We start from the raw sequence: 25465 nt of genomic DNA, 5'->3' as shown, positions 1-25465 counted from the left end.
CCATGAGCCCGAACCCTTACCTTCCCGGCGGCACCGTCTACGGCACGCTGCTGAACTTCCGGCGCGAACACGCGCTCTGGGCGCCGCGCATGCACGAGGCGCCTTACAAGGCGCCGCCGAACGCGCCGGTGCTCTACATCAAGACCGCCAACACCTTCACCCGCAGCGGCCAGGCGATTGCCCTGCCCAAGGGCTTGGCCGAGATCGAGGTCGCGGCCAGCCTGGGGCTGGTGGCGGGCGAGGGTGGCCGCGTGGCCGGCGCCGTGCTGTTCAACGACGTGGCGATTACGCACGACAGCTACTACCGCCCACCGGTGAAGTTCCGCTGTGTGGACGGGTTCCTGGGCGTGGGCGATGCGCTGCGGCCGGTCCACGACCTGTCTTCGCTGACCTCGCTGGTGCTGGAACTGCGCGTGGATGGCGTGATGCGCCAGCGCACGGCCCTGGCCGATCTGGTGCGCGACGCCGCCACGCTGTGGGCCGACGTGAGCGCTTTCCAGTCCATGCGGCCGGGCGATGTGCTGATGGTCGGCACCGACTGCCTGGACGACGGATCACGCCCCCGCGCCAAAGCGGGTGATTCGGTCGAGATCACCGCCACCGGCTTCGCGCCGCTGGTCAACCACTTCGTGCAGGAGGCGGTATGAAACACGCCCGCATCGCCTGGGCCGGCGCGGTCCACGACGCCGTTGAAGCCGACGGTCAACTCGAGCTGCTCACGCCCGCCTTCCAGGGCCGCCGCGTGTCCTTCGACGAGGTGGTCTGGCTGCCGCCGCTCGCGCCGGTGCCACGTCCGCGCACCGTGCTCGCGCTCGGTCTGAACTACGCCGACCACGCGAAAGAACTCGCCTTCAAGGCGCCCGAAGAACCGTTGGCCTTCGTCAAGGGCGAGGCCTCGCTCATCGGCCACAAGGCTTTCACCGTGCGGCCCGACGGCGTGAGCTTCATGCACTACGAGTGCGAGCTGGCTGTGGTGATCGGCAAGCCCGCCAAACGCGTGAAGAAAGCCGACGCGCTGCAATACGTGGCCGGCTACACCGTCGCCAACGACTACGCGATCCGCGACTACCTGGAGAACTGGTACCGGCCCAACCTCAAGGTGAAGAACCGCGACACCGGCACGCCCATCGGCCCCTGGCTGGTCGATGCGGCCGATGTGCCCGACCCCCAGGCGCTGGCGCTGCGCACCACGGTCAACGGCAACGTCACGCAGCAGGGGAACACGAAAGACATGATCTTCGACGTCGCCACGCTGATCGAGTACTTCAGCGGCTTCATGACCCTGATGCCCGGCGACCTCATCCTGACCGGCACACCCGACGGCGTCGTCGACTGCCAGCCCGGCGATGTGGTCGTCACCGAGATCGACGGCATAGGCTCGCTCATCAACACGATCACTTCCGAAAGCAAGGCATGACGCAACGCATTCACCACCTCATCAACGGCAAGACCGTCGCCGGCAGCGACTACTTCGAAACGATCAACCCGGCCACACAGGGCGTGCTGGCCGAAGTGGCCTCGGGCACCGAAGCAGAAGTGAACGCCGCGGTGCAGGCCGCCAAAGACGCCTTCCCGGCCTGGGCCGGACTGCCCGCCACCGAGCGCGCGAAGAAGGTGCGCGCCCTGGGCGACCTGATCGCCCAGCACGTGCCCGAGATCGCCCGCACCGAAACCGAAGACACCGGCCAGGTGATCGCGCAGACCGGCAAGCAGCTGATCCCGCGCGCCTCGGACAACTTCTATTACTTCGCCGAGATGTGCACCCGCGTGGACGGCCACACCTACCCCACGCCCACGCACCTGAACTACACCCTGTTCCACCCGGTCGGCGTGTGCGCATTGATCTCGCCGTGGAACGTGCCCTTCATGACGGCCACCTGGAAGGTCGCGCCCTGTCTGGCCTTCGGCAACACGGCGGTGCTGAAGATGAGCGAACTGTCGCCCCTGACCGCGGCGCGCCTGGGCGAGCTGGCCCTGGAGGCCGGCATCCCGGCCGGTGTGCTCAACGTGGTGCACGGCTTCGGCAAGGAAGCCGGCGAACCGCTGTGCGCCCACCCCGACGTGCGCGCCATCAGCTTCACCGGGTCCACCGCCACCGGCAACCGCATCGCCCGGGCCGCGGGCCTGAAGAAGTTCAGCATGGAGCTGGGCGGCAAGAGCCCGTTCGTGATCTTCGACGACGCCGACCTGGACCGCGCGCTCGACGCAGCGATCTTCATGATCTTCAGCAACAACGGCGAGCGCTGCACGGCGGGCTCGCGCATCCTGGTGCAGCAAAGCATCTACGCCGACTTCGCCGCAAAGTTCGCGGAGCGCGCCAAACGCATCGTGGTGGGCGACCCGCTGGATGAGAAGACCACCATCGGCCCGATGATTTCCAAGGCCCATCTGGCCAAGGTGCGCAGCTACATCGAGCTGGGGCCGAAGGAAGGCGCGACGATGTTGTGTGGCGGGCTGGACCGGCCGTCGTATGCGGCCGAGCTGCCGGCGCATGTGGCGGGCGGCAACTACGTCTGGCCCACGGTGTTCGCCGACGTGGACAACCGCATGAAGATCGCGCAGGACGAGATCTTCGGCCCCGTGGCCTGTCTGATTCCGTTCAAGGACGAGGCGGACGCGATCCGCATCGCCAACGACATCGCCTACGGTCTGTCGAGTTATGTGTGGACCGAGAACATCGGCAAGGCGCACCGGGTCGCGGCCTCGATTGAAGCGGGCATGTGTTTCGTCAACTCGCAGAACGTGCGCGACTTGCGGCAGCCGTTTGGTGGCACCAAGGCTTCCGGAACTGGCCGCGAAGGGGGGACCTGGAGTTACGAGGTGTTCCTGGAGCCCAAGAACGTTGCTGTTTCTCTCGGGTCGCACCACATTCCTCATTGGGGGGTGTGATTTGCGTTCCTCCTTTTCGCTCTTCTACCTGGGCGGGCTCGGAGGACCGGGGTACCCGGTTCCGCTCATGTCCCCCGAAACGGGCTTTGCCCGTTTCTCCTCCTTTACTTCGCTGCACCGGGTACCCCGGTCCTCCAAGCCAGAAGCAACGTGGGCGCGAACCAGTGGAGCGCCGATGCGCAGCGAGAAGGCGAGGAGGGTGGTGTGCCGCAGCGAAGTAAAGGAGGAGGGCTGCGCGCAGCGCAGACCGGGGGACATGAGCGGAGGTACACCACCCACCTCGCCTTCCACCACAAACGTCAGCCAAGACAACGCACAAGACAGGAGACAAGCCAAATGGGCAAAGTAGCACTGGTCGGCAAGATCACCCACGTCCCCTCGATGTACCTCAGCGAACTCGACGGCCCCCGCAAAGGCACCCGCCAGGACGCCATCGACGGCCACACCGAAATCGCACGCCGCTGCAAGGAACTCGGCGTCGACACCATCGTCGTCTTCGACACCCACTGGCTCGTCAACGCCACCTACCACCTCAACTGCGCCGAACACTGGCAAGGCACCTACACCAGCAACGAACTGCCGCACTTCATCAGCAACATGGGCTACGCCATCCCCGGCAACCCCGAACTCGGCCAACTGCTCGCCAAAGTCGCCAACGAACACGGCGTCGAAACCCTGGCCCACCACGCCACCACGCTGCAGCCCGAATACGGCACCCTCGTGCCCATGCGCTACATGAACGCCGACCAGCACTTCAAGGCGGTCTCGGTCTCGGCCCTGTGCACCTCGCACTACCTCAACGACAGCGCACGCCTGGGCTGGGCCATGCGCAAGGCCGTCGAAGACCACTACGACGGCACCGTCGCCTTCCTCGCCAGCGGCTCGCTCAGCCACCGCTTCGCGCAGAACGGCCTCGCGCCCGAATTCGCCTTCAAGGTCTGGAGCCCCTTCCTGCAACACCTGGACGACGAGGTCGTGCGCATGTGGCAGGCCGGCGAGTGGAAGGACTTCTGCGAGATGCTGCCCGAGTACGCCGCCAAGGGCCACGGCGAGGGCTTCATGCACGACACGGCCATGATGCTCGGCGTGCTGGGCTGGAGCGAATACACCGGCCAGGCCGAAGTGATCACGCCGTACTTCGGCGCCAGCGGCACCGGCCAGATCAACGCGCTGTTCCCGGTGCTGCCGGTCAGCGGATCGGCCATCCCGCAGCCCGTGGCCTCGCGCGCCGACGGCTTCTCCACCATCGCCACGAGGCTCTGAACATGCCCCACCTCGTCATCCTCTACACCCCCAACCTCGACAAGCCCGCCTCACAAGGCGGCGTCGACATGGGCGGCCTGTGCCGCGCGCTGGCCGACGCGATGCTCGCGGTGCGCGACGAGCAGGACCGCCAGGTCTTTCCCACCGGCGGCACGCGCGTGCTGGCCTACCCCGCCGCGCATTGCGCGGTGTCCGACGGTGGCGCGGCGGGCATCGCGGCCGGGCTGGGTGGCGACTACGCCTTCGTCTACATGAACGTGCGCATGGCCAAGGGCCGCAGCGCCGTGGTGCACCAGCGCGTGGGCGAGGCCCTGAACGCCGTGGTGAAAGAACGCTTTGCCGAACAGCTGGCCAGGCGCCCCATCGGCATCACCGTGCAGGTGGACGAAGGCCACGAGGTCTTCGACGCCAAGAACAGTTCCCTGCACCCGCTCTTCAACAGGACATAAAGAAGCCATGTTCGACGACGCCCTCGTTCAGCAGCTCGCCGCCGAGCTGCAGCGCTCCCAGCAGACCCGCACCCAGGTCGAGCACTTTTCCAAACGCCACCCCGGCATGACGATTGAAGACGGCTACCGCATCGGCCGCGCCTGGGTGGATCTGGAAAGGGCTGCCGGCAGACAAGTCATCGGCCACAAGATCGGCCTGACCAGCCGCGCCATGCAGATCAGCAGCCAGATCGACGAGCCCGACTACGGAACCCTGCTCGACGACATGCTCTACACCGCCCAGGCCGGCGAGGTGCTGGAGATCCCGACCCGGAACTTCATCGCACCGCGCGTCGAGGTCGAGCTGGCCTTCGTGCTCAAGGCGCCGCTGGCCGGCCCCAACGTGACCGTGGAAGACGTGCTGGCCGCCACCGAGTACATCACCCCCGCCATCGAAATCATCGACGCGCGCATCGAGCAGTTCGACCGCCACACCAAAGTGATGCGCAAGGTCTACGACACCATCAGCGACAACGCAGCCAACGCCGGCATCGTCATCGGCGCGGGCGACCCCGCGTTCAAGGCCGACCCGCGCAGCACCAACCGCCCCTGGTGCGGCGCCATCCTGCGGCAGAACGGCGCCGTCGAAGAGACCGGCCTGGCCGCGGGCGTGCAGGGCGACCCGGCCATCGGCATCGCCTGGCTGGCCAACAAGCTCGCGCCCTGGGGAGAGACGCTGCAGGCCGGCGAAATCGTGCTCGCGGGCAGCTTCACGCGGCCCGTGGCGGCGAAAGCGGGCGACCTGTTCGAGGCGGACTACGGCCCGCTCGGCTGCCTGAAGTTCAAGTTCATCTGATCGACCGAAAGAGACCCCATGGCCGACGCCTTCCTCAAACCCGCCCGCTTCAGCGACGCCGAATGGCAGGCGCGCGTGCAGCTCGCCGCCTGCTACCGCATCTTTGCCCACCTGGGCTGGGCCGAGCTGATCTACAACCACATCTCCCTCCGAGTCCCCGGACCGGACGACCACTTCCTCATCAACCCCTTCGGCCTGCACTACACCGAAGTCACCGCGTCCAACCTGGTCAAGGTGGACGTGGACGGCAACATCATCGGCAACGACGACTGGCCGATCAACCCGGCCGGCTTCACCTTCCACGGCGCCATCCATGCCGCCCTGCCCGACGCGCACTGCGTGATGCACGTGCACACCACGCCGACCATGGCCGTGTGCTGCAGCGAAGAAGGCCTGAGTTACACCAACTTCTACGCCGCGCAGCTGCACGGCCAGGTGGCCTATCACGACTTCGAGGGCATCACCGTGCACCGCGAAGAGGGCGCGCGCATCCTCGCGTCGGCCGGAGGCAAGCGCGTGCTGCTGCTGCGCAACCACGGTCCCGTCGTCATCGGCCACACGCTGCCTCAAGCCTTCAACCTCCTGTGGCTGCTGCAGCGCGCCTGCGAGGTCCAGGTGGCCACGGCCGCGCTCGGCCCACAGCGCGCGATTCCGATGCCGGTGCTCGAAGGCTGCGTGCGAGACTCGCTCAACTTCAACCCCAAGTTCGGCGCCGGCGAAGACTCTTTCGCCGCCATGCAGCGTCTGATCGACCGCATCGACCCGGGGTACCGCGCATGAGCGACTTGAAGCTTCAGAAAGTGGCTGTGGTCGGCGTTGGCGCCATCGGCGGCCTGTTCGCCAGCTGGCTCGGTTCGCGCCTGCCGGCCGGGCAGATCCAGCTCTCGGCTGTGGCGCGTGGCGACACGCTGCGGGCGCTGAATCAGCGCGGCCTGGTGTGGGTGGATGCCGATGGCGCCGAACACACCGTCGCGGTGAACGCCAGCGACGACCCTGCGAGCCTGGGCGTGCAGGACCTGGTCATCGTCTCGGTCAAGGGCCCGGCCATGCCGCAGGTCGCGCCCGCCGTGCGCGCGCTCATGGGGCCGCAAACCACCGTGCTGGTGGCGATGAACGGCGTGCCCTGGTGGTTCTTCGACGGCCTGCCCGGCGAAGCCGCGGGTCTGCAGCTCAACGCGGTGGACCCCGGCGGCGTCACCGCTGCGAACATCCCCACATCCCAGGTCATCGGCTGCGTGGTGCACGCCAGCGCCGCCGCGCCCCAGCCCGCGCGCATCGAACGCATCAAGAACAACCAGCTCATCCTCGGCGAGCCGGCCGGCGGCGTGACCCCGCGCGTGCAGGCCGTTGCCGAGCTGCTGGGTGCGGCCGGTTTCGGCGTCACCGTCAGCGAGCGTATCCAGCGCGACATCTGGTTCAAGCTCTGGGGCAACATGACCATGAACCCGGTCTCGGCCCTCACCGGCGCGCCCTGTGACCGCATCCTGGACGACGACCTCGTGCGCGGCTTCTGCAGCGCCGTGATGCGCGAAGCGCAGACCATCGGCGCGCGCATCGGCATCCCCATCGACCAGCAACCCGAAGACCGCCACGCCGTAACGCGCAAGCTCGGCTCGTTCAAGACCTCGATGCTGCAGGACGTGGAAGCCGGCCGCCCCATCGAACTCGACGCGCTGGTGGGCGCCGTGCGCGAGATCGGGCAGCATCTGGGCGAAGCGACGCCGAGCATGGACGCGCTCATGGGCCTCACGCGCCTCATGGGGCAGATGAAGCAGCTCTACCCCGAACCGGCCAAGACACCGCAATGAAGATCCCCCAGAACACCTTTCGCGACGCCCTCAAGGCCGGCAAACCCCAGATCGGCTGCTGGGTCGGCTTCGCCTCGCCCGACGTGGCCGAGGCCCTGGCCGGCTGCGGCTTCGACTGGCTGCTCATCGACGGCGAACACGCGCCCAACGACCCTCGCACCGCACTCGACCAGCTGCGCGCCATCGCCCCCTACGGCAAGACCCACGCCGTCGTGCGCGCGGTGCAGGCCGACGTTGCCCTGGTCAAGCAGTACCTCGACATCGGCGCGCAGACCCTGCTGATCCCCATGGTCGACACCGCCGAGCAGGCCGCACTCATGGTCCAGGCCATGCGCTACCCACCCGAAGGCATCCGCGGCATGGGCGCGGCGCTCGCTCGCGCCTCGCGCTGGAACCAGGTCGATGACTACCTCAACCAGGCCAACGGCCAGATGTGCCTGCTGGTGCAGGCCGAAACCGTGACCGCGGTGAACAACCTCAAGGCCATTGCCGAGACCGAGGGCGTGGACGGCGTGTTCTTCGGCCCGGCCGACCTCTCGGCCAGCATGGGCCACCGCGGCCAGCCCGGCCACCCCGAGGTGCAGAAAGTCATCCTCGACGGCATCGCCACCGTGCGCGCCGCCGGCAAGGCCGCCGGCATCCTCGCCACCGACCCTGCGTTGGCGCAGCAGTACCTCGACGCGGGCGCGCTGTTTGTGGCGGTGGGGGTGGACACGACGCTGCTGGTGAAGGCGGCAACTGGGTTGGTGCACCGCTTTGGCGCCGGGGCGGTGGCCAAAGTACCGTCCTCATCCGGGGGCTACTGAGCGCCCCCGGCGCCGCTCACTCGGGCAGGTGGCAGACGGCTTCGATGTTGTTGCCCTCCGGGTCGATCACGAAGGCGCCGTAGTAGTTGGGGTGGTAATCCGGACGCAGGCCGGGCGCGCCGTTGTCTTTGCCGCCAGCGGCCAGGGCCGCCTTGTAGAAGGCGTCCACCTGTGCGCGGCTGCTGGCGCGCCATGCCAGATGGCAACCCGATGTTGCCGCCGGCCCGCCGTAGGGCGAAGGCCCGTCGATGAACCACACGTCGGCCTTCTTGCCGTCGGGCTCGGCGGCGTCCGGGTAGGCAAAGCCGATCATGTTGGAACCGTAGTTCCCTTCAAAACAGACGCTATAGCCCAGCGGCGCGAGGGCCGCGCTGTAGAAGGCCTTGGCCTTGGCAATGTCCGTCACGCGGAACGTCATGTGGTCGAGCATGTGGGGTCCTTGAGTGGGTGTGGCGTGCAAGATCGCACCGCAAAACTGTACATGTATACAGTTATTTGAGGAAGGGCTTGCGTGGTCCGCTCGGCTCCTATCAGTAGCAGCGCTTCATCTGACCGCGACCGAAGTGCGCACAAGGTTGATGCAGCCGTTGGCGTCCGCTGTTCGGTGCCTCCTAAGATTGATGGCGGATGACACAGTAGTGAGGAACGATGGTCCTCCTACACGGGCAATGGGCAGAAAGGGCGCATGCCAATGCCTGCGGCGGTCGAGCCCTGCATATGAACAATGCGACCAGGAGGAATGAGTTTATGGATGAGGTAGAACTGGCGCTGTCTCACGCGCTCAATCAAACCGGCTTCCCTTTTGAGCACTTCGCCTTCACTACCGCACAGGCGCAGGGCTGGAACACGCGGAGCAATCGGCTCTATATCGACCCCGAGGAAGAGAAGACGCGGGAGATGGACCTCTTGTGCTACCGCTATAGCAAGGGTAGCGAGGTAGTCACCGTAACTGCAGTGCTCATCAGTTGCAAAGCTCGGACTGGGAAGCCTTGGGTGCTTCTGACCCGGCCGTGGCCCGGCCGAAATTCAAACTGGTACCCCTACCCGCCCGTGGCTGTTTGGTCCAACTATGACGTTGTTCGCCACGAGGTCGAGAAGCCCGCATGGGGACTCGAATACTTCACTCTTGCGGACGCGACCGGACTCAAAAATTGGGCATCAGATAGCCCCCAAGAAGTCTTTGCGCTGCATGAGTTCGATACCGTCCAGAAGGGGGGAGAGCGCGACAAGGGAGTCATGCCGCCGCGCTTCCGCGCAAACGGAGATTCGAGCATGTATGAAGGGGCCATGTCGCTTCTCAAGGCACTCGTGTATGAGACCCAGTCCGTCCAACAGCGGAAAGGGTCAAGTGCCGAGCGGCTGGTATATCAGTTCAACCTCGTACAGCTGCTTGATGGCGACCTCTATGAAGCTGCCTTCAAAGCAGATACGCCCCCGTTAGTTCGCAAGGTAGAGAGATATCGCCACTTTGCGCGGACCATGCTTGGCGGGAAAGATTTTTCGGCCCGCATAGAGTTCTGTACGCGCCCCGCGTTCGCACAGCTTCTTCAAGAACTGGGAGGAGTTCACGATTTCAATCGAGTGCACTTCGATGCAAAGGTGCGGACCTTTTTCGAGACAGTGCTGTCAACACCGGACCGACGAGATGCCCTCGTTCCTGAACTGGCACGCCGCTTGGCCCTTTATGTTTCGGTTTGGGGAAGTTCTGAGCGACCGGAAGGAAGCGACTGGCTCCGTGTCGCACACAGTCCGGCCGGCGTTGCGATTCTGTTGACACTAGATGAGCCGGTAATCCAGCGACTGCGTGAAAGCACCCACTTCATGGAGCATCTCAGGCGCATCGTCCGAGATATCTATAGGTACTCCGGACCTATCGAACTGCTGCCCGACGACGACATTCCGTTCTAGAGTTTGACAAGGCTGCACTGTGCCCACCTAGCGCCTAACAGCAAGGTGGAGATTGAAGTGAACAAGGTCCCTAAAAAACTACGGGTGGCGATGAGAGCCGCTTGCGGCTGAGACATCGCGTCTGGACGCAAGATTGCAGGCGTCCGCCGTCGCTGCATTGGCGCCTTTCGTTGAGGCGTTCGTTGATTGAATTGATGCGCAGGCGAGCCGCGCCTTCCGGGTGTCGTTTCACAGCCGCTGAACAGACGCCTCAACCGACCAAGCCTCCCCCGCAGAAAACACCCCCACCAATCGCCCACCCAGCTCGAGCGCACAAGCCTTCGTCAACCCACCCGTGATCACCCAATCCCCCGCCTCCAGCCACTGACCGAACGCAGCCAGCTCCCGCGCCAGCCGCGCCACCGCGTCCAGCGGGTGGCCGTCGGCGTCGGCGCCCACGCCCTGGCCCAGCGTGTGGCCGCTGCCGTCGTGCAGGCGCACCGCCACGGTGTCGAGCGCCATCAGGTCGGTCAACGGCAGGCGCGGCCCGATGACGACCTGGCCGGCGGAGGAGTTGTCGGCGGTGTTCTGTTCGAGGTTGAAGCGGTAGCCGGTCCAGGTGGAGTGCACGACTTCGAGGCAGGCGTAGGCGCCTTCCACGGCGGCGGCCACGGTGTGGCGGTCGACGGGCGCCTGCCGCGCGTCGAGGGCGGTCTTCAGGCGCAGCCCGATCTCGGGTTCAACCCGCGGCTGCACCAGGCGCTGATGCACCGCGTCGCCCGAGCCGAGCAGCATCCAGTCGGTCAGCGGCCCGATGTTGGGCCGGGCTATGCCCATCTGGCGGCGCATCACTTCCGACGTGTAGCCCAGCTTCCACCCGACCACGCGTTCGCCGGCGGCCAGGCGCAGGCCGAGCAGCGCGCGCTGGATGGCGTAGGAGGTGGCGAGGTCGGGCGTGCCGATGGTGGCCTCGGCGTCCAAGGTGCGCCCGGCCTGGCGGGCGGCCCAGATGCGTTCGGCGGCGGCCACCGCGCCGGGCGTGCGCATGGCGCGGACCCTAGCGCCCCAGGTCTTTCGCCGACACGCCGGCGATGCCCCAGTTCTCCTTGGGCATCTCGTGGATCCAGACGCGGATGGCTTCCTTCTTCGCGTCGGTGGCCTCGTGCAGCGCCTGGGTGACCTTCTCGATCACGGCCTTCTTCTGCTCGGGCGTGCGGCCTTCGAGCATGTAGATCTGGGCGAATGGCATGGTGTGTCCCTCCTCAGGCGGCGCGCCGCTGGTCGCGGGCGTCGCGCTCGCGCGCCATGGTCATGGCGGTGTCTTCGATCATGTCTTCCTGGCCGCCGACCATCTTCTTGCGGCCGAGCTCGACCAGGATGTCGCGCGCCGACAGGCCGTACTTGACCGCGGCGCGTTTGGCGAACAGCAGGAAGCTGCCGTAAACGCCGGCGTAGCCCAGCGTGAGCGCGTCGCGGTCGATGCGGATCGGGAAGTCCATGATGGGCGTGACGAGGTCTTCGGCCACGTCCTGGATCTTCCAGACGTCCACGCCGGTCTGCACGCCCATGCGGTCGAGCACGGCGACCAGCACTTCCATCGGCGTGTTGCCCGCGCCCGCGCCCAGGCCGGCGGCGGCGGCGTCGATGCGGGTGGCCCCGCACTCGATGGCGGCGACCGAGTTGGCCACGCCCATGGCCAGGTTGTGGTGGCCGTGGAAGCCCAGCTCGGTCTCGGGCTTGAGCGCGTCGCGCACGGCCTGCAGGCGGGCCTTCACGTCAGCGGGCAGCATGTAGCCGGCCGAGTCGGTGATGTAGATGCAGTTGGCGCCGTAGCCTTCCATCAGCTTGGCCTGTTTCACCAGGCCTTCTGGGCTGTTCATGTGGGCCATCATCAAAAAGCCGACGGTGTCCATGTCGAGCTTTCGCGCGTAGGTGATGTGCTGTTCGCTCACGTCGGCTTCGGTGCAGTGCGTGGCCACGCGGATGGTGTGCACGCCCAGGCCGTGCGCCATCTTCAGGTGGTCGACGGTGCCGATGCCAGGCAGCAGCAGGGCCGAGACCTTGGCCTGCTTCATCAGCGGGATCACGGTGCCCAGGTACTCCTCGTCGGAGTGGGCCGGGAAGCCGTAGTTGACGCTGGAGCCGCCCAGGCCGTCGCCGTGGGTCACCTCGATCAGCGGCACACCGGCGGCGTCCAGGCCGCAGGCTATTGCTCTCATCTGGTCGAGCGTCATCAGGTGGCGCTTGGGGTGCATCCCGTCGCGCAGGGTCATGTCGTGCAGGGTGATTTTTTGCTGGCTCATGGCGGGGTGCTCCACTTCAGGCGGCGACCGGTTCGAGGACCAGTTCGCCTTTAAGAATCTCCTCCGCGAACATTTCCGCGGTGCGCGCGGCGGCGGCGGTCATGATGTCCAGGTTGCCGGCGTACTTGGGCAGGTAGTCGCCCAGGCCCTCGACCTCCATGTAGACCGAGACGCGGTTGCCGTCGAAGACCGGGCCGTTGACCAGCTTGTAGCCCGGCACGTACTTCTGCACTTCACGGATCATGTCGTGGACCGACTTCGTGATGGCGGCCTCGTCGGGCGTGCCTTCGACCAGGCAGTGCACCGTGTCGCGCATGATCAGCGGCGGCTCGGCCGGGTTGATCACGATGATGGCCTTGCCCTTTTTCGCGCCGCCCACCTTCTCGACCGCGCCGGCCGTGGTGCGGGTGAACTCGTCGATGTTCTTGCGCGTGCCGGGGCCGACCGATTTGCTGGACACGGTGGCGACGATCTCGCCGTAGGCCACGGGCTGAACCCGAGACACGGCATACACCATCGGAATGGTGGCCTGGCCGCCGCAGGTGACCATGTTCACGTTCATCTCGCGCTGGCCGACATGCTGTTTCAGGTTCACCGGCGGCACGCAGTAGGGGCCGATGGCGGCGGGCGTGAGGTCGATCATCATCGCGCCCTGCTCATTGACCTTGCGCGAGTTCTCGGCGTGCACATAGGCGCTGGTGGCGTCGAACACGATCTGCACACCATCGGCCTTCATGTGCGGGATCAGGCCGTCCACGCCGTCGGCGGTGGTCTTGATGCCCATCTCCTTGGCGCGCTTGAGGCCGTCGGATTGGGGGTCGATGCCGACCATCCACACGGGTTCGAGCACCGGGCTGCGCTGCAGCTTGGCCAGCAGGTCGGTGCCGATGTTGCCGGGCCCGATGAGGGCGCACTTGATCTTCTTGCTCATGGGTTTCCTTTTCTGAATCTCAGACGAAGCGCAAGCCGGTGCTGCCCATGCCCTGGACTTTTAGAGTCACAGAGTCGCCCGCGGCGACGGACACGGCCTCGGTGATGCCGCCGGACAAAATCAGCGTGCCGGCGGGGATCTCTTCGCCGCGCGCGCCCAGGTGGTTGGCCAGCATCGCAATCGCGGTGGCCGGGTGGCCGAGCACGGCGGCGCCGGCGCCGAAGGCCACGGGCTGGCCGTTCTTCTCCATCACGATGCCGACGGTGCGCAGATCCTGGTCGTCCACCTTCATCGGCTGTCCGCCGACCACGAAGCGCGCGGCCGAGGTGTTGTCGGCGATCACGCTCTTGAGGTCGAACTTGAAGTCGCGGTAGCGGCTGTCGATCACCTCGATGCCGGGCAGCACGAAGTCGGTCGCGGCCAGCACGGTGCCCATGTGGCAGCCCGGGCCCTTGAGCGCGCGCTTGAGCACGAAGGCGATCTCGGGTTCGACCTTGGGGTGGATGAGTTCGCTGGTCTTCACCTCGCCGCCGTGCGGCACGGCATAGTCCTCGGTCATGAAGCCGAACACGGGCGAGCTCACGCCCATCTGCTTCATCTTGGCGAACGAGGTCAGCCCGGCCTTGAGGCCCGCGAGCTTGAGGCCGCGCGCCTGCTTGCGCGCGAGGAGGGCGGCCTGGATCGCGTAGGCGTCGGCCCAGTCCATGTCCGGGTGGTCGTCGGTGATCTTGTGGGTGTCCTTGGCCTGCAGCTGGCAGCGTTCCAGGTGTTCGGCCAGGGCGTCGACGGTGGCTTTGTCGAGTGTCATGGTGGTGTGCTCCGCGGGTTCAGTGGAAGCGCACCGAGCACTCGCCCAGCCCGCCGATGGAGACGCGGAAGAAGTCGCCCTTGGCGGCCGGGAACATGGCGGCCAGCGCGCCCGAGAGCACGACCTCGCCGGCCTTGAGCGGAATGCCCAGGCGGCCCATGGTGTTGGCCAGCCAGGCCACGGCGTTGAGCGGCGAGCCCAGGGCCGCGGCGCCGGCGCCGGTGGCCACGACCTCGCCGTTTTTCTCCAGCACCATGCCGCAGGTCTGCAGGTCCAGCGCCAGCGGGCTGACCGCGCGGTCGCCCAGCACGAACACGCCGCAGGACGCGTTGTCGGCCACGGTGTCGGTGATCTTGATCTTCCAGTCGCGGATGCGCGAGTCGACGATCTCGAAGCAGGGCATCACGCACTCGGTCGCGGCCAGCACGTCCGACACGCCCACGCCCGGGCCCATCAGGTCGCGCTTGAGCAGGAAGGCGATCTCGCCCTCGGCCTTGGGCTGGATCAGGGTCGAGATGTCAATGGCCTCGCCCTGGTTGACCACCATGGCGTCGGTCAGGTAGCCGAAGTCGGGCTGGTGCACGCCCAGCATGTTCATCACCGCCGCCGAGGTCACGCCGATCTTCTTGCCCACGATGCGCTCGCCGTCCTGCAGGCGGCGCTGCAGCATGCGCTCCTGGATGCGGTAGGCCTGCTCGATGGTGATGTCGGGGAAGCGGTTGGACAGCGGATCGACGACCTGCCGGTCGCGCAGCGCGGTGTAGAGCTCGTCGCCCAGGGTTTCGATGGAGATCATGGTGTGGGTGTCTTGTTAAGAGGTCTTGTCGGCCTGGGCGTCCGCTTCTTCGAGGAAGTTCGCGACCAGCTGCGCGAAGCGCGCCGCGTGTTCGATCTGCGTCCAGTGGCCGCAGTGGCCGAAGACGTGCAGCTGGCTGTGGGGGATCCACTGGCTCAGCGTGAGCGAGTTCTGCAGCGGGATCACCCGGTCTTCGCGGCCGTGCACGATCAGGGTCTCGTGCGGCAGCGCGCGGATGGCCGCTTCGGGGCTGGCCATGGCGTCGACCCAGCGCTGGCGCGGGGCCGGGAACATGGCCGAAAACGACTCCTGGAAACCGGGGTGGATGCTGGCCTGGTAACGCAGTTCGGCCAGCTCGTCGGTCACCAGCGCGCGGCTGAACGCAAAGATGTCCAGCAGCTTTTTCATGGTCGCCAGCGAGGGCTCGTAGCCCCACACGGCATCCAGGCCGGGCGTGATGGGGAAGGGCACACCGACCGAGCCCATGAGCACCAGCCGGCGCACACGCTGCGGTGCGCGGATGGCCAGTGCCAGCGAGAGCGCGCCGCCAAAGCTGTTGCCCACCACGTCGGCCTGTTCGATGCCCAGCGCGTCCAGGAGGTCCAGCGCCTGCTGCACCCAGGTGTCCATGTGGTAGGTGATGTTCGACGGCCGGTCGGTGTGGCCGAAGCCCACCATGTCGGGCGCGATGACCCGCCGGTCCTGTGCGATGACGGGCATCGCCAGGCGCCAGTTGGCCCAGGCGCTGACGCCGGGGCCGGAGCCGTGGATGAACAGCACCGGCGGCTGGCCCGGCTTCGAGGCGCCGAGGTCGTGCACGTTGGAGTTGAAGGCGCCCGTGCGGACGCTGCGGGCGATTTCGGGGTTGTGCGGTGCGTTCACAGCTTCACCATCACGTTGCGCAGCTCGGTATAGAACTCGAGCGAATGCACACCGCCCTCGCGGCCGATGCCGCTGGCCTTGCTGCCGCCGAAGGCGGTGCGCAGGTCGCGCAGGAACCAGCTGTTGATCCAGCACAGGCCGACCTCGATGGCCGCGGCCATGCGGTGGGCCTTGCCCAGGTCCTGCGTCCAGACGGTGGTGGCCAGGCCGTAGTCGGTGGCGTTGGCCAGGGCGACGGCTTCCTCTTCGGTGTCGAAGGGCGCGATGTGGCAGCAGGGGCCGAAGATCTCTTCGCGGATCACGCTGGCGCCCTCGGGCAGGCCGGTCCAGATGGTGGGCTGCACGAAGTGGCCGTGGGCGTACTCGCCGTCCATGACGGGCGTGCCGCCGCCGGTGACCACGGTCGCGCCCTCGGCCTTGGCCTTGGCGTAGTACGACAGCACCTTGGCCTTGTGCTCGGCCGAGATCAGCGGACCCAGACCCACGCCGGGGGTGTCGGGGCCGCCGATCTTCAGGCCCTCGGCCTTTTCCTTGAGCGCCGCGACGAACCTGTCGAAGATCGGGCGCTGCACGTAGACGCGTTCGGTGCCCAGGCACACCTGGCCGCAGTTCTCGAACGCGCTGCGCGTGATGCCGGCCACCGCCTTGTCGAAGTCGGCGTCGGCGAACACGATGCCGGCGTTCTTGCCGCCGAGTTCGAAGGACACCGGGCGCACGCCCTTGGCGGCCGCGGCCATGATGGCCTCGCCGGTGCGGGTCTCGCCGGTGAAGGTGATGCCGTTGACGCCCGGATGCTTCGTGATGAACTCGCCGGCCGAGCCGGGGCCGAAGCCGTGCAGCACCTGGTACACGCCCTTGGGAACGCCAACCGCGTTCATCACCTCGCCCAGCAGGGTGGCGGTGGCGGGCGTTTCTTCGGAGGGCTTGACGATCACGGTGTTGCCACAGGCCAGCGCCGGGCCGACCTTCCAGGTCATCAGCAGCAGCGGCAGGTTCCAGGGGCAGATCACGCCGACGACACCCAGGGGGGTGCGCACGCCGTAGCTGATGGCCGTGCCACCGTCGGGCGTGGTCATCTGGAAGCTCTCGGTTGGCACGTTCTTGACGATGTCCGCGAAGATCTTGAAGTTGGCCGCGCCGCGCGGGATGTCGATGTGCGAGGCCAGCGAGCGCGGCTTGCCGGTGTCGGCGAGCTCGGCGGCGAGGAAGTCGTCGAAGCGGCGGTTGATCTCGTCGGCCACCGCGTGCAGCAGCTCGGCGCGCCGGACCACGCTCATCCGGCCCCACTCGCCCTGGAGCGCGGCGCGGCCCGCGGCCACGGCGGCGTCGACCTCGCGCTGGCCGGCCTCGTGCACCTGGCCGATCACGGCGTTGGTGGCGGGCGCACGCTTCTCGAAGGTCTTGTCGGTGGCGACGAATTCGCCGTTGATGAAGTTGTGGAACTGTTTCATGGGAGCACAGGGCGGGAGTTGGAAATCAGGGGTGGGCCAGACCCAGGGCGGTCAGACCGGCGGCGGCGCAGGCTTCGTCCTGCTCGGCCGAACCGCCGGAGACACCGATGCCGCCGATGCCGCGGCCGTTCTCGACCAGCGGCAATCCGCCGCCGAACAGCACGAGCCGCTGGCGCTGGTTCAGGCCGATGCGCAGCAGCTCGTCGTCGCCGATCACACCGCCCCACTTCGAGGTGGGGAAACCGAAGCTGGCCGCGGTGTAGGCCTTGTCGATGGCGATGTCGATCGAATGCAGGAAGGCGCCGTTCATGCGCAGGAAAGCCATCAGCGTGCCGCTGCCGTCGACCACCGCCACGTTGATGGCGATGCCCAGCGTGCGCGCGTGCCCGACCGAGGCCGCCACGGCGGCGTGGGCCGCCGTGGTGCCGATCTGCGAGGTGTCGACAGACAGGGACATGGCCGGCGGATCAGGTGTACACGTCCGTGAAGGACGGCACCGCTTCACCGGTGTGATAGAAGATGCCGCTCCACAGCTGGTCCTCGGTCCAGGTGGTCACGGGGCGGTCGCGCTGGGCCAGGTAGCCCAGGCCGGCGAAGGTCTCGTTGCGGTTGCCGCTGGGGTCGAAGAAGTAGATGGTCTCGCCGCGCGTGATGCCGTGGCGCGTCGGGGCGACGTCGATCTTGGTCTTGTTCTTGGCCATCACGTCGGCCGACTTCAGCACGTCGTTCCACGAGTCGAGGAAGAAGGCGATGTGGTGCAGTCCGCTCTTGGCGCCGCCCACGAAGGCGATGTCGTGCGGCGTGGTGGTGCGGGCCATCCAGGTGGCCGCCTGGATCGCACCACCCGGGCCAACCACGACCTGCTCGGTCAGGAAGAAGTCCAGCGCCTCGGTCATGAAGCGGGTGTTGTCGGCCACGGTGTTGATGCCCTCGGCCGGGTTCATCTCGCACATCAGCAGGGTGTGGTCCAGCCAGTGCACCCCCGCGCCCTTGAGGCCGTCCGGCCACGGGTCGGGGTTGGTGGTGCCGACCTCGGTGCCCACGTACTCCTTCATGGCGTACAGGCGCATCTCGTGGCCGCTGGGCAGATTGAACTGCAGCATGCGGCCGGTGGAGGGCAGGGTGCCCTCGGGCAGCACGGTGGTCTTCACGCCCCAGGCTTCGATCTTCTGCTGCAGTTCGTCGAGGTCGCTGTCCTTCTCGACCTTGTAGGCCACGTGGTTCAGTCCGGCCTGGTCGGACGGCGTCAGCACCAGCGAGTATTTGTCCCACTCGTCCCAGCACTTGAGGTAGACGTTGCCGGCCTTGTCCTTCATGGTCGTCTTCATGCCCAGCACGTTCTCGTAGTGCCGGACGGCGGCGTCCATGTCCATCACTTTCAGGCTCGCGTGCCCGATGCGCATCACACCCATGTTGTGTCTCCTGGTGGTTGATTACTGCTGTTGAGGAATGGGGCTGGCAGTCGCAGACTCTGCGCGCCCTTTTGAAAACGGTTTGTTCAGCTTGCCGGCCACTTCGAGCTGAACCGCGGTCTGCGGCGCCACGCGGCAGGCCAGCGTGTAGCCCTGGCACTCTTCGTCGACGCTCACGTGGGCGCGGCTGATCGGACCCAGGGCCTGGATGTCGCCCGCCAGGATGCGGACCTTGCAGACGCCGCAGCCGCCGTTGACGCAGCCGACCGGGATGCCCTTGCGGCCCAGCCGCACCATGCCCGTGAGCAGGCTTTCGTTGGCGGCGCAGGGGAAGGTCTCGTCCGTCTGCGCGACGTGCACCGCGAACTTGGGGCGGGTATCGAAGATCGACATGGCTGTCAGACCCTCTGGAACAATGGGCTGCGCGTGGCCTGGGCGTCGGCCGCCGAGAGGAATTTCTCGGTGTAGATGTCGCGCTCGAACAGGCGGCCCTGCATCAGCGTGGTGATGCAGGCCTCGATCATGGGCGGCGGTCCGCAGAGGTAGGCCTTGCGGCCGGCGAAGTTGCCGCCGAAATGCGCCTTGGCCGCCTCGTGCACGAAGCCGCGCAAGCCATCCCAATCCGAGCCCTCGGGCTCGTGCGACAGCGCCGGCACGTAGCTGAAGTTCGGGTGCTGCTCGGCGAGCGCGCGGAACTGTGCGTCGTAGTACAGCTCCTCGCGCGAACGTTGGCCGTAGACCAGGGTGATGGGCAGCGTGCAGCCGCGCGCGAGCAGGTCCACGATCATTGAGCGCGGGCTGGAGAGCCCCGAGCCGCCGGCCATGAACAGCATCGGTTGCCGGGCCGATTCGCGCACGAAGAAGCGGCCGTAGGGCCCGGACACGCGCAGGCGGTCACCGGTCTTCAACTGTTCGTGCAGCCAGGTGGTGCCGGCACCGCCGGGCAGGCGTCGCACGTTCAGCTCGATGCTCTTCGTAGCGGCCACGTCGGCCGGATCGTTGGCGATCGAGAAGGCGCGGGGGCCCACGCCCGGGATCTCCACCTGCACATACTGGCCCGCCTGGAAGTCGATGGCCTTGTCGAGCTGCAGATGGATCGCCTTGATGGTGGGCGTGAGGTCCTCGATGCGGCTGACCGTGGCGGCGAAGTCGCGCACCGCGATCACGCGCGCATCGGGCTCCTCGTCGATCTCGGCCTCGATGGTGGTGTCGGCCTGCAGCGTGGCGCAGCAAGCCAGGGTCTTGCCGTCGTCGCGCTCGAAGTCCATCAGCGCGAACGGGTTGGCCGCGCCGTGGTCCACCTCGCCGCCGCAGACCTGCACCTTGCAGGTGCCGCACAGGCCGTGGCCGCAGGCATGCGGCAGGTAGATGCCCTGCCGCAGCGCCGCGTCCAGCACCGTCTGGCCTGCTTCGACCTCGATGGTCGCGCCCAGCGGCTCGATCGTCAGTTGGTAGCTCATGGCCGGATCAGCTGAACGAACCCTTGATGCCGTTCAGGCCAGGCGTGCGGAAGCGGATCGCGTCCTTGTGCACCAGGCCGTTCTCGGCCAGCGACTTGGCCGGGTCGGGCGTCCAGGGCTGGCCGTTCTTCTTCCACTCGGCCCGGGCCCAATCGATCCTGGCGAAGTCCGGGTGGTAACCGTAGATGCCGGGCAGCACCGCGGCCGAGAGCGCGCCGAACGGGGTGTCCGGCGGCAGCGGCAGGCAGAACGGCGCACAGAACATCAGGTGGTCTTCCCAGCCGATGTAGAGCAGGGGCGCGGGGAAGTTCTCGCGCACGTCCTGCGGCGTGAACTCGTACGGGGCGATGGCGACGACGCTCATTTCGTGTCTCCTTTCCACATCGCAAAGTTCTTCTGGTCTTCCGAGCCTTCGAAGTCGAAGTTGTCACGGCCGATCTCCATCTCGTAGTACTGGAGCACGGCGATCAGCGGATCGAAGCCCTCGGCGGTCGGGTCGGTGCCGGGTTTGAAGCAGTGGCCCTGGTAGATCTGGTGCACCGGCAGCCAGCTCTGCACGTACTTCTCGGGCTCGTGGTCGAAGATGCTCTTGCAGTGGTCGCTGCAGAAGTGGTACTTGTAGGCCTTGTAGTCGCTCTCGCGGTAGCAGATCTTGCTGGCGTCGCCCTCTTCGGTGAACAGCATCGGGATCTGGCAGGTCGTGCACAGCATCGGCAGCGTCTTGTTGTAGAAGCGGTTGCCGGCCTGCTGCTGCTCGCGGAAGAACTCGAAGCGCGGGCGGTAGTACTGGTCGAAGGTCGTGGGGTACTTCTCCGACAGCCAGGCCATTTCTTCGTCGCTGGGAATCCAGGTGTGGAAGGGCGCGGCGGCGTTGTAGTTGTAGAAGGTGTTCCAGGCCTGGTGGCTGATGTGGTCCTTGCCTTCGCAGGCCTGCTTCCAGCCCGCGGGCTCGCGGATGCCGTAGCGCGCCAGGTCCTTGAACAGGGCGCCGCCGTTTTCTTCGGCGTACATCTCCCAGGCTTCCTTCCAGCTCATCACGCGCTTGGGCAGCATGTAGTCCTGCATCATGGCCACCAGGGTCAGCAGGCGGTAGCCGCGCCAGAACCATTTGTCGATCCAGCGCTGCACGATGGGCACGTTGTCCGGGTCCTGTTCCAGCAGGAACTTGATGCACTCGATGCCCAGCGTCATGTGGCGGCTCTCGTCGCTCTGCGCCGAGAAGCCGAAGGTCACGGTGGACATGTCGCCGTTGTGCGCCGCGCCGCTCATGAAGGGCACGAACAGCAGGTTGGTCAGCACGTACTCGAAGCTGAAGCTGACGGCCGTGAGGAACTCGAACGGGCCACCGGTGCAGGCGTCCTCGAAGAAGCTCTTGGGCACCGACAGGTACCACACGCGGTCGAACCAGTGGTTCGAGTGGTGCATGCCGTTGAAGTACTTGTTGTAGTGGCTGATCGCGTGCGTCTCGGTCTGGTAGTGGCGCAGCTCGTCGATGGACTGCATCTGCGCGGCCACGCGGGCGCCTTCACCGGTGAACTGCCGGCCCACGTGGGCGAAGCCACGGTGCGCGTAGTACTCCAGCGGGGTCACGCCCTGGATGAAGAGCTTGAGCGCGTTGATGTAGCGCGCGTCGGTCACGCCGAGCTGGCCGTTGTTCTGCGCAAAGGCCTCGATGACGGCGTAGAGCTTCTTCTCCTTCTCGCCCTGGTACTTCCAGTAGGCGTCCATGGTCAGGCGGAACGGGTCCTGCCACTTGTCCCAGTCGTGGATCTTGATGCCCTCGTACCTGTCGTACGGGAATACCTTGTCCATGGGCTGGTAGCTGGTCTCCCAGCCCAGGCCGCGGGTCATAGCGGCGTAACGTTCCTTCAGGCCGAGCTTCTTGCTGGCAACGCGGGTGTCCATGTCTTGTCTCCTCTGTTGGGTTCAGTGCTTCCAGCTGAGGGTCAGCTGGTCGTCGTCCTCGTCGATGTGGCCCGAGAGGGTGACGAGGTTGACGTGGATGGCCTGCAGGTCGTAGGGCCGGCCGGTAAGGCCCTCGATGGTTTCGCGGCGGATGGTCAGGCTGCCGGGCGCGTTGATCTTGACCAGGCCGGTGGGGTGGGTCAGCACCGCGTTCGGGTTGTCGGCCACGATGGCGTCGATCACCGGGCGGGACTCTTCGTTGTGCTGGAAAGCAATGAATACGTCGGACATGTTGTGGTCTCCTGTTCGGGCCTGGTCAGGCGTTCACGCCGGTCTTGGTGAGGCGGGCCTGCAGCTGCACGCGGGCGTCGCTCAGCACGGTTTCGCCGGTCTCGCCCAGCGCCAGGCGGGCGATGGGAGACAGTGCGGCCTGGGCGCGGTCCATCCAGTGGCCGGCCCAGCCGCGCAGCAGGGCGCGGTTGGCGTCCGACTCGGCGCCCGCGGCCTTGATGACGGCGTCGATCCAGCGCGCGGTTTCGTCGTGCCACTCGGGCATGAAGCTGGTCAGCATGGCCACGGCGGTGCCACCCTGCAGCGCAACGTGGTCGTCCACGAAGCCGCCGTAGATCAGCGGGTACAGCAGACCGTCGAGCGCGAAGTTCTGTGCCACGAACAGTTCGAACGGGTCGCTGACCACGAAGCTGTCTTCCACCAGGCGGCGCAGGCCTTGCCACTCGGGCGCGTCGATCCAGCGCTGTTTGCCGTCCTCCAGCGACTGCGGCTCGCCCAGCACCAGGCCCAGGCGGGTGAGGTACTGCGCCACGCCCAGGTTGTCCATCGCGTGGAACATGGCCGGGGCGGTGAAGGCCGTGCCGTAGCCGTAGGCGCAGATGGAGGCGTTGTTCATGTTCGCGCCCCAGGCCGCGTGACGCAGCGGCATCAGCACGGCCAGCGCCTTCTCGCGGATGGCGTCGGGCATCTTGCCGACCATGGCGCGCTGCTCGACGAACTGGAAGTTGGCCTCCATCGCGTCCTGCTGGCGCGCGCGGGTCATGGTCCAGGTCGCGTAATAGAACTGGCGCGGGTCCTTGAGCACGTACCAGTCGGCCAGCACGATCTGGCTGCGCGCCGCGTCGAACAGTTCGTGGCCCGGGTCCCAGGTCGGCCGGTAATGGAAGTTGGTCATCGGCTGGGCGCCGAAGGTGGCCTCCTGGTAGCGGCTGGCGGCCTTGTCGCCGCCGATGTATTTCGCCACGTGGGCGTAGGTCTGGCGCAGCGGCGTGATCTCCCGCGCCTGCAGGTCGATGTTCATCGGTGCTTGTCTCCGTGGTGGTGTGGTTCGAACAGCTCTCGGGCACTCAGGTGTCCAGACGCTGCACCCGGTTGTTGGCGCAGAAGGCCTCGAACGCCGCTTCGGGCAGCATCAGCTCCACCGCCAGCTCGGGCCAGCCGATGGAGAACTCGAAGCTGACCAGGCCATCGGCACGGCGCTCGATCAGCCGCACGAAACGCAGCGAGGTGTCGCAGACGGGCAGGGCGGTGTCGGGGGTCGGGTTCATGGCGGTCAGGGTGTGGTCGGACGCGTCCCCTTTCGCAGGCCGCGTGCCAGGTGGCCCTGTGCTGACCGAAAATCTCGATATTTCAGGGAAATCCCTGAGAAAAAGACCGGTGTGCAGCGCAGCATCCGGATCGACGGGACCTGTTCGATAGCCTCGTCCTTGGCCTGCTGCGGCGCAACAAGCGCAAAATCTCACGATTTGATGAGACTCTTTCTGGTGAAATTGCTCAAATGATCAACTGCCAGCGCTGCCCGGGCGGCTTGCCGTCCTGAGGCCTCATCGCCAAAAATATCGAGATTCCAGTCGCCGCAGAGCGACCCACCGGAGACAGCTTTGGACCCCCACCTGACCTACCCGCCCGACAACGACCTGCGCCGCCTGCTGCGCTTCGAGCCGCACAGCGGCGCCATCTGGCTGGGCGAGCGGCGCATGGTGCTGCTGCACACCGCGGCGCTGACGGCCCTGCGCCACGACCTCATCACCTCGGTCGGCAAGGACCACGCGCGGCGCCTGCTCACGCGCATGGGCTACGCCTGCGGCCTGCACGACGCCGGTTTCGCGGCCAAGACGCGCGGCAAGAAGACGCTGGAGGACATGTTCCTGGTCGGGCCGCAGCTGCACATGCTCGAAGGCGCGGCGCGCGTGACGCCGGTGCGGCTGGAGATGGACGCCGCCGCCGGCCGCTTCGAGGGCGTGTTCCGCTGGGACGATTCCTGGGAGGCGCACGCACACCGCCTGCAATACGGTGTGGTCGACGAGCCGGCCTGCTGGACCCTGCTGGGTTACGCCAGCGGCTACACCAGCGCCTTCATGGGGCGGCTGATCCTGTTCAAGGAGATCAAGTGCTCGGCCTGCGGCGACGACCACTGCCTGATCGAAGGCCGGCCGATCGACGACTGGCCCGACGGCGACGCGCACCGCCAGTACTTCGAGGACGACTCGCTGCTGGAGAAGATGGCCGCGCTGAGCCAGCAGGTGGAGGCGCTGAAGAACACGCTGGAGCCGGCCGAGTCGGGCGGCATGCTGGTGGGCACCTCGCCGGGTTTCCAGCGCGCGCACGACCTGATGCGCCGCGCCGCCGCGACGCAGGTGACGGTGTTGCTGACGGGGGAGACCGGGGTCGGCAAGGAACGCTTCGCGCGTGCGCTGCACGAGCATTCCGAGCGCGCGGCCGGGCCCTTTGTGGCGGTCAACTGCGCGGCCCTGCCGGCCGAGCTGATCGAGGCCGAGCTGTTCGGCGTCGAGAAGGGCGCCTTCACCGGCGCGCACGCGGCGCGCGCCGGGCGCTTCGAGCGCGCCGAGGGCGGCACGCTGTTCCTGGACGAGGTGGGTGACCTGCCCCTGCCGGCACAGGCCAAGCTGCTGCGCGTGCTGCAGGAAGGGGAGATCGAGCGCCTGGGCAGCGAGAGCGCGCGCAAGGTCAATGTGCGTCTCGTGGCTGCGACCAATGTCAATCTCGAAGCGGCGGTGGAGCGGGGACAGTTCCGGCGCGACCTGTTCTACCGCCTCAACGTCTACCCGGTCTGCATCCCGCCGCTGCGCGAACGCGCGAGCGACATCGAGCCGCTGGCGCGCCACCTGCTGGCCCGCTTTACCGCGCTGCACCAGAAGCGGCTGGGCGGCTTCAGCGACCGCGCGCTGCAGGCGCTCTCGCGCCACGGCTGGCCGGGCAACGTGCGCGAGCTCGAGAACCTGGTCGAGCGCGGCGTGATCCTGGCGGCGCAGGGCGGCACCATCGAGGCCGAGCACCTGTTCCCCAACCAGTCCGAGCCGGCGCAGGACGGGCTGGATCCCCAGGGCCGGCTGGCGCGCCGCGCGCCCGAGGACGAACTGCGCCTGTGCGCGCAGGTGCTCGACGCCGGCGTGCCGATCGAGACCCTGGAGGCGCAGGTGCTGGCGCTGGCGGTCGAGCGCAGCCGCGGCAACCTGGCCGGCGCCGCGCGCCTGCTGGGCCTCAGCCGTGCGCAGCTGGCCTACCGTCTCAAACGCCAGCACCAACAGGAAGCCGATTGAGGTCATCA

29 protein-coding genes are annotated in these 25465 nt (G+C 67.0%); 11 read left to right on the top strand and 18 right to left on the bottom strand.

Features of this window, described 5'->3' with window-relative positions:
* Positions 1-2 precede the first annotated feature (2 nt).
* From RCO38_RS16450 to hpaI, 9 genes are all read left to right on the top strand, one after another.
* Complete coding sequence (locus RCO38_RS16450; protein ID WP_308329430.1) at positions 3-647, top strand: fumarylacetoacetate hydrolase family protein; 645 nt, start codon at positions 3-5, stop codon at positions 645-647.
* Positions 644-1417 (top strand): fumarylacetoacetate hydrolase family protein, encoded by a 774-nt coding sequence (locus tag RCO38_RS16445; RefSeq protein WP_308329429.1) that lies wholly within the window; start codon positions 644-646, stop codon positions 1415-1417. The genes RCO38_RS16450 and RCO38_RS16445 overlap by 4 nt, the downstream gene beginning before the upstream one ends.
* Positions 1414-2889 carry a 5-carboxymethyl-2-hydroxymuconate semialdehyde dehydrogenase gene (gene hpaE, locus RCO38_RS16440; RefSeq protein ID WP_308329428.1) on the top strand — a complete coding sequence of 492 codons (1476 nt, stop codon included), beginning with the start codon at positions 1414-1416 and terminating at the stop codon, positions 2887-2889. The genes RCO38_RS16445 and hpaE overlap by 4 nt, the downstream gene beginning before the upstream one ends.
* Before the next feature lie 336 nt (positions 2890-3225).
* On the top strand, positions 3226-4152 hold the full coding sequence (gene hpaD, locus RCO38_RS16435) for a 3,4-dihydroxyphenylacetate 2,3-dioxygenase (protein ID WP_308329427.1): 927 nt from the start codon (positions 3226-3228) through the stop codon (positions 4150-4152).
* 2 nt (positions 4153-4154) lie between these two features.
* Positions 4155-4601, top strand: a complete 447-nt coding sequence (locus tag RCO38_RS16430; RefSeq protein ID WP_308329426.1) for a 5-carboxymethyl-2-hydroxymuconate isomerase — start codon at positions 4155-4157, stop codon at positions 4599-4601.
* A 7-nt stretch (positions 4602-4608) separates the two neighbouring features.
* Positions 4609-5436, top strand: coding sequence for a 2-oxo-hept-4-ene-1,7-dioate hydratase (hpaH, locus tag RCO38_RS16425; RefSeq protein ID WP_308329425.1), 828 nt, complete (start codon positions 4609-4611; stop codon positions 5434-5436).
* Positions 5437-5454: 18 nt separating this feature from the next.
* On the top strand, positions 5455-6216 hold the full coding sequence (locus tag RCO38_RS16420) for a class II aldolase/adducin family protein (protein WP_308329424.1): 762 nt from the start codon (positions 5455-5457) through the stop codon (positions 6214-6216).
* Positions 6213-7244, top strand: a complete 1032-nt coding sequence (locus tag RCO38_RS16415) for a 2-dehydropantoate 2-reductase (RefSeq protein WP_308329423.1) — start codon at positions 6213-6215, stop codon at positions 7242-7244. Before RCO38_RS16420 ends, RCO38_RS16415 begins: the two co-directional genes overlap by 4 nt.
* Positions 7241-8050 carry a 4-hydroxy-2-oxoheptanedioate aldolase gene (hpaI, locus tag RCO38_RS16410; RefSeq protein ID WP_308329422.1) on the top strand — a complete coding sequence of 270 codons (810 nt, stop codon included), beginning with the start codon at positions 7241-7243 and terminating at the stop codon, positions 8048-8050. Before RCO38_RS16415 ends, hpaI begins: the two co-directional genes overlap by 4 nt.
* A 16-nt stretch (positions 8051-8066) precedes the next feature.
* Here hpaI and RCO38_RS16405 read toward each other — a convergent pair whose 3' ends face one another.
* Positions 8067-8480, bottom strand: coding sequence for a VOC family protein (locus RCO38_RS16405; RefSeq protein WP_308329421.1), 414 nt, complete (start codon positions 8478-8480; stop codon positions 8067-8069).
* 317 nt (positions 8481-8797) lie between these two features.
* On the opposite strand from RCO38_RS16405, the gene RCO38_RS16400 reads away from it, so the two are divergent.
* Complete coding sequence (locus RCO38_RS16400; RefSeq protein ID WP_308329420.1) at positions 8798-9958, top strand: hypothetical protein; 1161 nt, start codon at positions 8798-8800, stop codon at positions 9956-9958.
* Between the two features lie 228 nt (positions 9959-10186).
* Here RCO38_RS16400 and RCO38_RS16395 read toward each other — a convergent pair whose 3' ends face one another.
* The 17 genes from RCO38_RS16395 to RCO38_RS16315 are packed head-to-tail and all read right to left on the bottom strand — an operon-like array spanning position 10187 to position 23444.
* On the bottom strand, positions 10187-10984 hold the full coding sequence (locus tag RCO38_RS16395; protein WP_308329419.1) for a 2-keto-4-pentenoate hydratase: 798 nt from the start codon (positions 10982-10984) through the stop codon (positions 10187-10189).
* A gap of 10 nt (positions 10985-10994) precedes the next feature.
* Positions 10995-11186, bottom strand: coding sequence for a 2-hydroxymuconate tautomerase (locus RCO38_RS16390; protein ID WP_308329418.1), 192 nt, complete (start codon positions 11184-11186; stop codon positions 10995-10997).
* A 13-nt stretch (positions 11187-11199) separates the two neighbouring features.
* Entirely contained in the window at positions 11200-12240 is a 1041-nt protein-coding gene (dmpG, locus tag RCO38_RS16385; RefSeq protein ID WP_308329417.1) for a 4-hydroxy-2-oxovalerate aldolase, read from the bottom strand.
* 16 nt (positions 12241-12256) lie between these two features.
* A complete protein-coding gene (locus RCO38_RS16380; RefSeq protein ID WP_308329416.1) occupies positions 12257-13171 on the bottom strand; it encodes an acetaldehyde dehydrogenase (acetylating) in 915 nt (304 codons plus the stop codon).
* A gap of 19 nt (positions 13172-13190) precedes the next feature.
* A complete protein-coding gene (gene dmpH, locus RCO38_RS16375) occupies positions 13191-13979 on the bottom strand; it encodes a 2-oxo-3-hexenedioate decarboxylase (protein ID WP_308329415.1) in 789 nt (262 codons plus the stop codon).
* A gap of 19 nt (positions 13980-13998) precedes the next feature.
* Complete coding sequence (dmpE, locus tag RCO38_RS16370) at positions 13999-14775, bottom strand: 2-oxopent-4-enoate hydratase (protein ID WP_308329414.1); 777 nt, start codon at positions 14773-14775, stop codon at positions 13999-14001.
* A 15-nt stretch (positions 14776-14790) separates the two neighbouring features.
* Entirely contained in the window at positions 14791-15657 is an 867-nt protein-coding gene (locus tag RCO38_RS16365; protein ID WP_308329413.1) for an alpha/beta fold hydrolase, read from the bottom strand.
* Positions 15654-17108: a 2-hydroxymuconic semialdehyde dehydrogenase gene (locus tag RCO38_RS16360; protein ID WP_308329412.1), complete on the bottom strand. Its 1455-nt coding sequence runs from the start codon at positions 17106-17108 to the stop codon at positions 15654-15656. Before RCO38_RS16360 ends, RCO38_RS16365 begins: the two co-directional genes overlap by 4 nt.
* A gap of 25 nt (positions 17109-17133) precedes the next feature.
* The gene (locus tag RCO38_RS16355; RefSeq protein WP_308329411.1) at positions 17134-17565 is read right to left on the bottom strand and encodes a GlcG/HbpS family heme-binding protein; all 432 of its coding nucleotides are present in this window, start codon (positions 17563-17565) and stop codon (positions 17134-17136) included.
* 10 nt (positions 17566-17575) lie between these two features.
* Positions 17576-18520, bottom strand: coding sequence for a catechol 2,3-dioxygenase (locus RCO38_RS16350; RefSeq protein WP_308329410.1), 945 nt, complete (start codon positions 18518-18520; stop codon positions 17576-17578).
* A 21-nt stretch (positions 18521-18541) separates the two neighbouring features.
* Positions 18542-18913 carry a 2Fe-2S iron-sulfur cluster binding domain-containing protein gene (locus RCO38_RS16345; protein ID WP_308329409.1) on the bottom strand — a complete coding sequence of 124 codons (372 nt, stop codon included), beginning with the start codon at positions 18911-18913 and terminating at the stop codon, positions 18542-18544.
* Positions 18914-18918: 5 nt separating this feature from the next.
* Complete coding sequence (locus RCO38_RS16340) at positions 18919-19980, bottom strand: NADH:ubiquinone reductase (Na(+)-transporting) subunit F (RefSeq protein ID WP_308329408.1); 1062 nt, start codon at positions 19978-19980, stop codon at positions 18919-18921.
* A 7-nt stretch (positions 19981-19987) separates the two neighbouring features.
* The gene (locus RCO38_RS16335) at positions 19988-20344 is read right to left on the bottom strand and encodes a phenol hydroxylase subunit P4 (protein ID WP_308329407.1); all 357 of its coding nucleotides are present in this window, start codon (positions 20342-20344) and stop codon (positions 19988-19990) included.
* Positions 20341-21885, bottom strand: coding sequence for an aromatic/alkene/methane monooxygenase hydroxylase/oxygenase subunit alpha (locus tag RCO38_RS16330; protein WP_308329406.1), 1545 nt, complete (start codon positions 21883-21885; stop codon positions 20341-20343). Before RCO38_RS16330 ends, RCO38_RS16335 begins: the two co-directional genes overlap by 4 nt.
* A 21-nt stretch (positions 21886-21906) precedes the next feature.
* Positions 21907-22176, bottom strand: a complete 270-nt coding sequence (locus RCO38_RS16325; protein WP_066160095.1) for an MmoB/DmpM family protein — start codon at positions 22174-22176, stop codon at positions 21907-21909.
* Between the two features lie 25 nt (positions 22177-22201).
* Entirely contained in the window at positions 22202-23197 is a 996-nt protein-coding gene (locus RCO38_RS16320; RefSeq protein ID WP_308329405.1) for an aromatic/alkene monooxygenase hydroxylase subunit beta, read from the bottom strand.
* A 46-nt stretch (positions 23198-23243) separates the two neighbouring features.
* On the bottom strand, positions 23244-23444 hold the full coding sequence (locus tag RCO38_RS16315; protein WP_308329404.1) for a phenol hydroxylase subunit: 201 nt from the start codon (positions 23442-23444) through the stop codon (positions 23244-23246).
* Positions 23445-23777: 333 nt separating this feature from the next.
* On the opposite strand from RCO38_RS16315, the gene RCO38_RS16310 reads away from it, so the two are divergent.
* Positions 23778-25457, top strand: a complete 1680-nt coding sequence (locus RCO38_RS16310) for a sigma 54-interacting transcriptional regulator (RefSeq protein WP_308329403.1) — start codon at positions 23778-23780, stop codon at positions 25455-25457.
* Positions 25458-25465: the final 8 nt, after the last annotated feature.

The sequence above is a fragment of the Hydrogenophaga pseudoflava genome (assembly GCF_031020795.1).
GTDB classification, from domain to species: Bacteria; Pseudomonadota; Gammaproteobacteria; order Burkholderiales; family Burkholderiaceae_C; genus Hydrogenophaga; species Hydrogenophaga pseudoflava_A.
Note: the sequence above shows the minus strand (reverse complement) of the source record. Positions and strands in the feature narration are given on the sequence as shown.

Coding starts and splice junctions, on each gene's coding strand:
- RCO38_RS16450 (WP_308329430.1), top strand. CDS start 3: ATGAGCCCGAACCCTTACCTTCCCGGCGGCACCGTCTACGGCACGCTG.
- RCO38_RS16445 (WP_308329429.1), top strand. CDS start 644: ATGAAACACGCCCGCATCGCCTGGGCCGGCGCGGTCCACGACGCCGTT.
- hpaE (WP_308329428.1), top strand. CDS start 1,414: ATGACGCAACGCATTCACCACCTCATCAACGGCAAGACCGTCGCCGGC.
- hpaD (WP_308329427.1), top strand. CDS start 3,226: ATGGGCAAAGTAGCACTGGTCGGCAAGATCACCCACGTCCCCTCGATG.
- RCO38_RS16430 (WP_308329426.1), top strand. CDS start 4,155: ATGCCCCACCTCGTCATCCTCTACACCCCCAACCTCGACAAGCCCGCC.
- hpaH (WP_308329425.1), top strand. CDS start 4,609: ATGTTCGACGACGCCCTCGTTCAGCAGCTCGCCGCCGAGCTGCAGCGC.
- RCO38_RS16420 (WP_308329424.1), top strand. CDS start 5,455: ATGGCCGACGCCTTCCTCAAACCCGCCCGCTTCAGCGACGCCGAATGG.
- RCO38_RS16415 (WP_308329423.1), top strand. CDS start 6,213: ATGAGCGACTTGAAGCTTCAGAAAGTGGCTGTGGTCGGCGTTGGCGCC.
- hpaI (WP_308329422.1), top strand. CDS start 7,241: ATGAAGATCCCCCAGAACACCTTTCGCGACGCCCTCAAGGCCGGCAAA.
- RCO38_RS16405 (WP_308329421.1), bottom strand. CDS start 8,480: ATGCTCGACCACATGACGTTCCGCGTGACGGACATTGCCAAGGCCAAG.
- RCO38_RS16400 (WP_308329420.1), top strand. CDS start 8,798: ATGGATGAGGTAGAACTGGCGCTGTCTCACGCGCTCAATCAAACCGGC.
- RCO38_RS16395 (WP_308329419.1), bottom strand. CDS start 10,984: ATGCGCACGCCCGGCGCGGTGGCCGCCGCCGAACGCATCTGGGCCGCC.
- RCO38_RS16390 (WP_308329418.1), bottom strand. CDS start 11,186: ATGCCATTCGCCCAGATCTACATGCTCGAAGGCCGCACGCCCGAGCAG.
- dmpG (WP_308329417.1), bottom strand. CDS start 12,240: ATGAGCCAGCAAAAAATCACCCTGCACGACATGACCCTGCGCGACGGG.
- RCO38_RS16380 (WP_308329416.1), bottom strand. CDS start 13,171: ATGAGCAAGAAGATCAAGTGCGCCCTCATCGGGCCCGGCAACATCGGC.
- dmpH (WP_308329415.1), bottom strand. CDS start 13,979: ATGACACTCGACAAAGCCACCGTCGACGCCCTGGCCGAACACCTGGAA.
- dmpE (WP_308329414.1), bottom strand. CDS start 14,775: ATGATCTCCATCGAAACCCTGGGCGACGAGCTCTACACCGCGCTGCGC.
- RCO38_RS16360 (WP_308329412.1), bottom strand. CDS start 17,108: ATGAAACAGTTCCACAACTTCATCAACGGCGAATTCGTCGCCACCGAC.
- RCO38_RS16355 (WP_308329411.1), bottom strand. CDS start 17,565: ATGTCCCTGTCTGTCGACACCTCGCAGATCGGCACCACGGCGGCCCAC.
- RCO38_RS16350 (WP_308329410.1), bottom strand. CDS start 18,520: ATGGGTGTGATGCGCATCGGGCACGCGAGCCTGAAAGTGATGGACATG.
- RCO38_RS16345 (WP_308329409.1), bottom strand. CDS start 18,913: ATGTCGATCTTCGATACCCGCCCCAAGTTCGCGGTGCACGTCGCGCAG.
- RCO38_RS16340 (WP_308329408.1), bottom strand. CDS start 19,980: ATGAGCTACCAACTGACGATCGAGCCGCTGGGCGCGACCATCGAGGTC.
- RCO38_RS16335 (WP_308329407.1), bottom strand. CDS start 20,344: ATGAGCGTCGTCGCCATCGCCCCGTACGAGTTCACGCCGCAGGACGTG.
- RCO38_RS16330 (WP_308329406.1), bottom strand. CDS start 21,885: ATGGACACCCGCGTTGCCAGCAAGAAGCTCGGCCTGAAGGAACGTTAC.
- RCO38_RS16325 (WP_066160095.1), bottom strand. CDS start 22,176: ATGTCCGACGTATTCATTGCTTTCCAGCACAACGAAGAGTCCCGCCCG.
- RCO38_RS16320 (WP_308329405.1), bottom strand. CDS start 23,197: ATGAACATCGACCTGCAGGCGCGGGAGATCACGCCGCTGCGCCAGACC.
- RCO38_RS16315 (WP_308329404.1), bottom strand. CDS start 23,444: ATGAACCCGACCCCCGACACCGCCCTGCCCGTCTGCGACACCTCGCTG.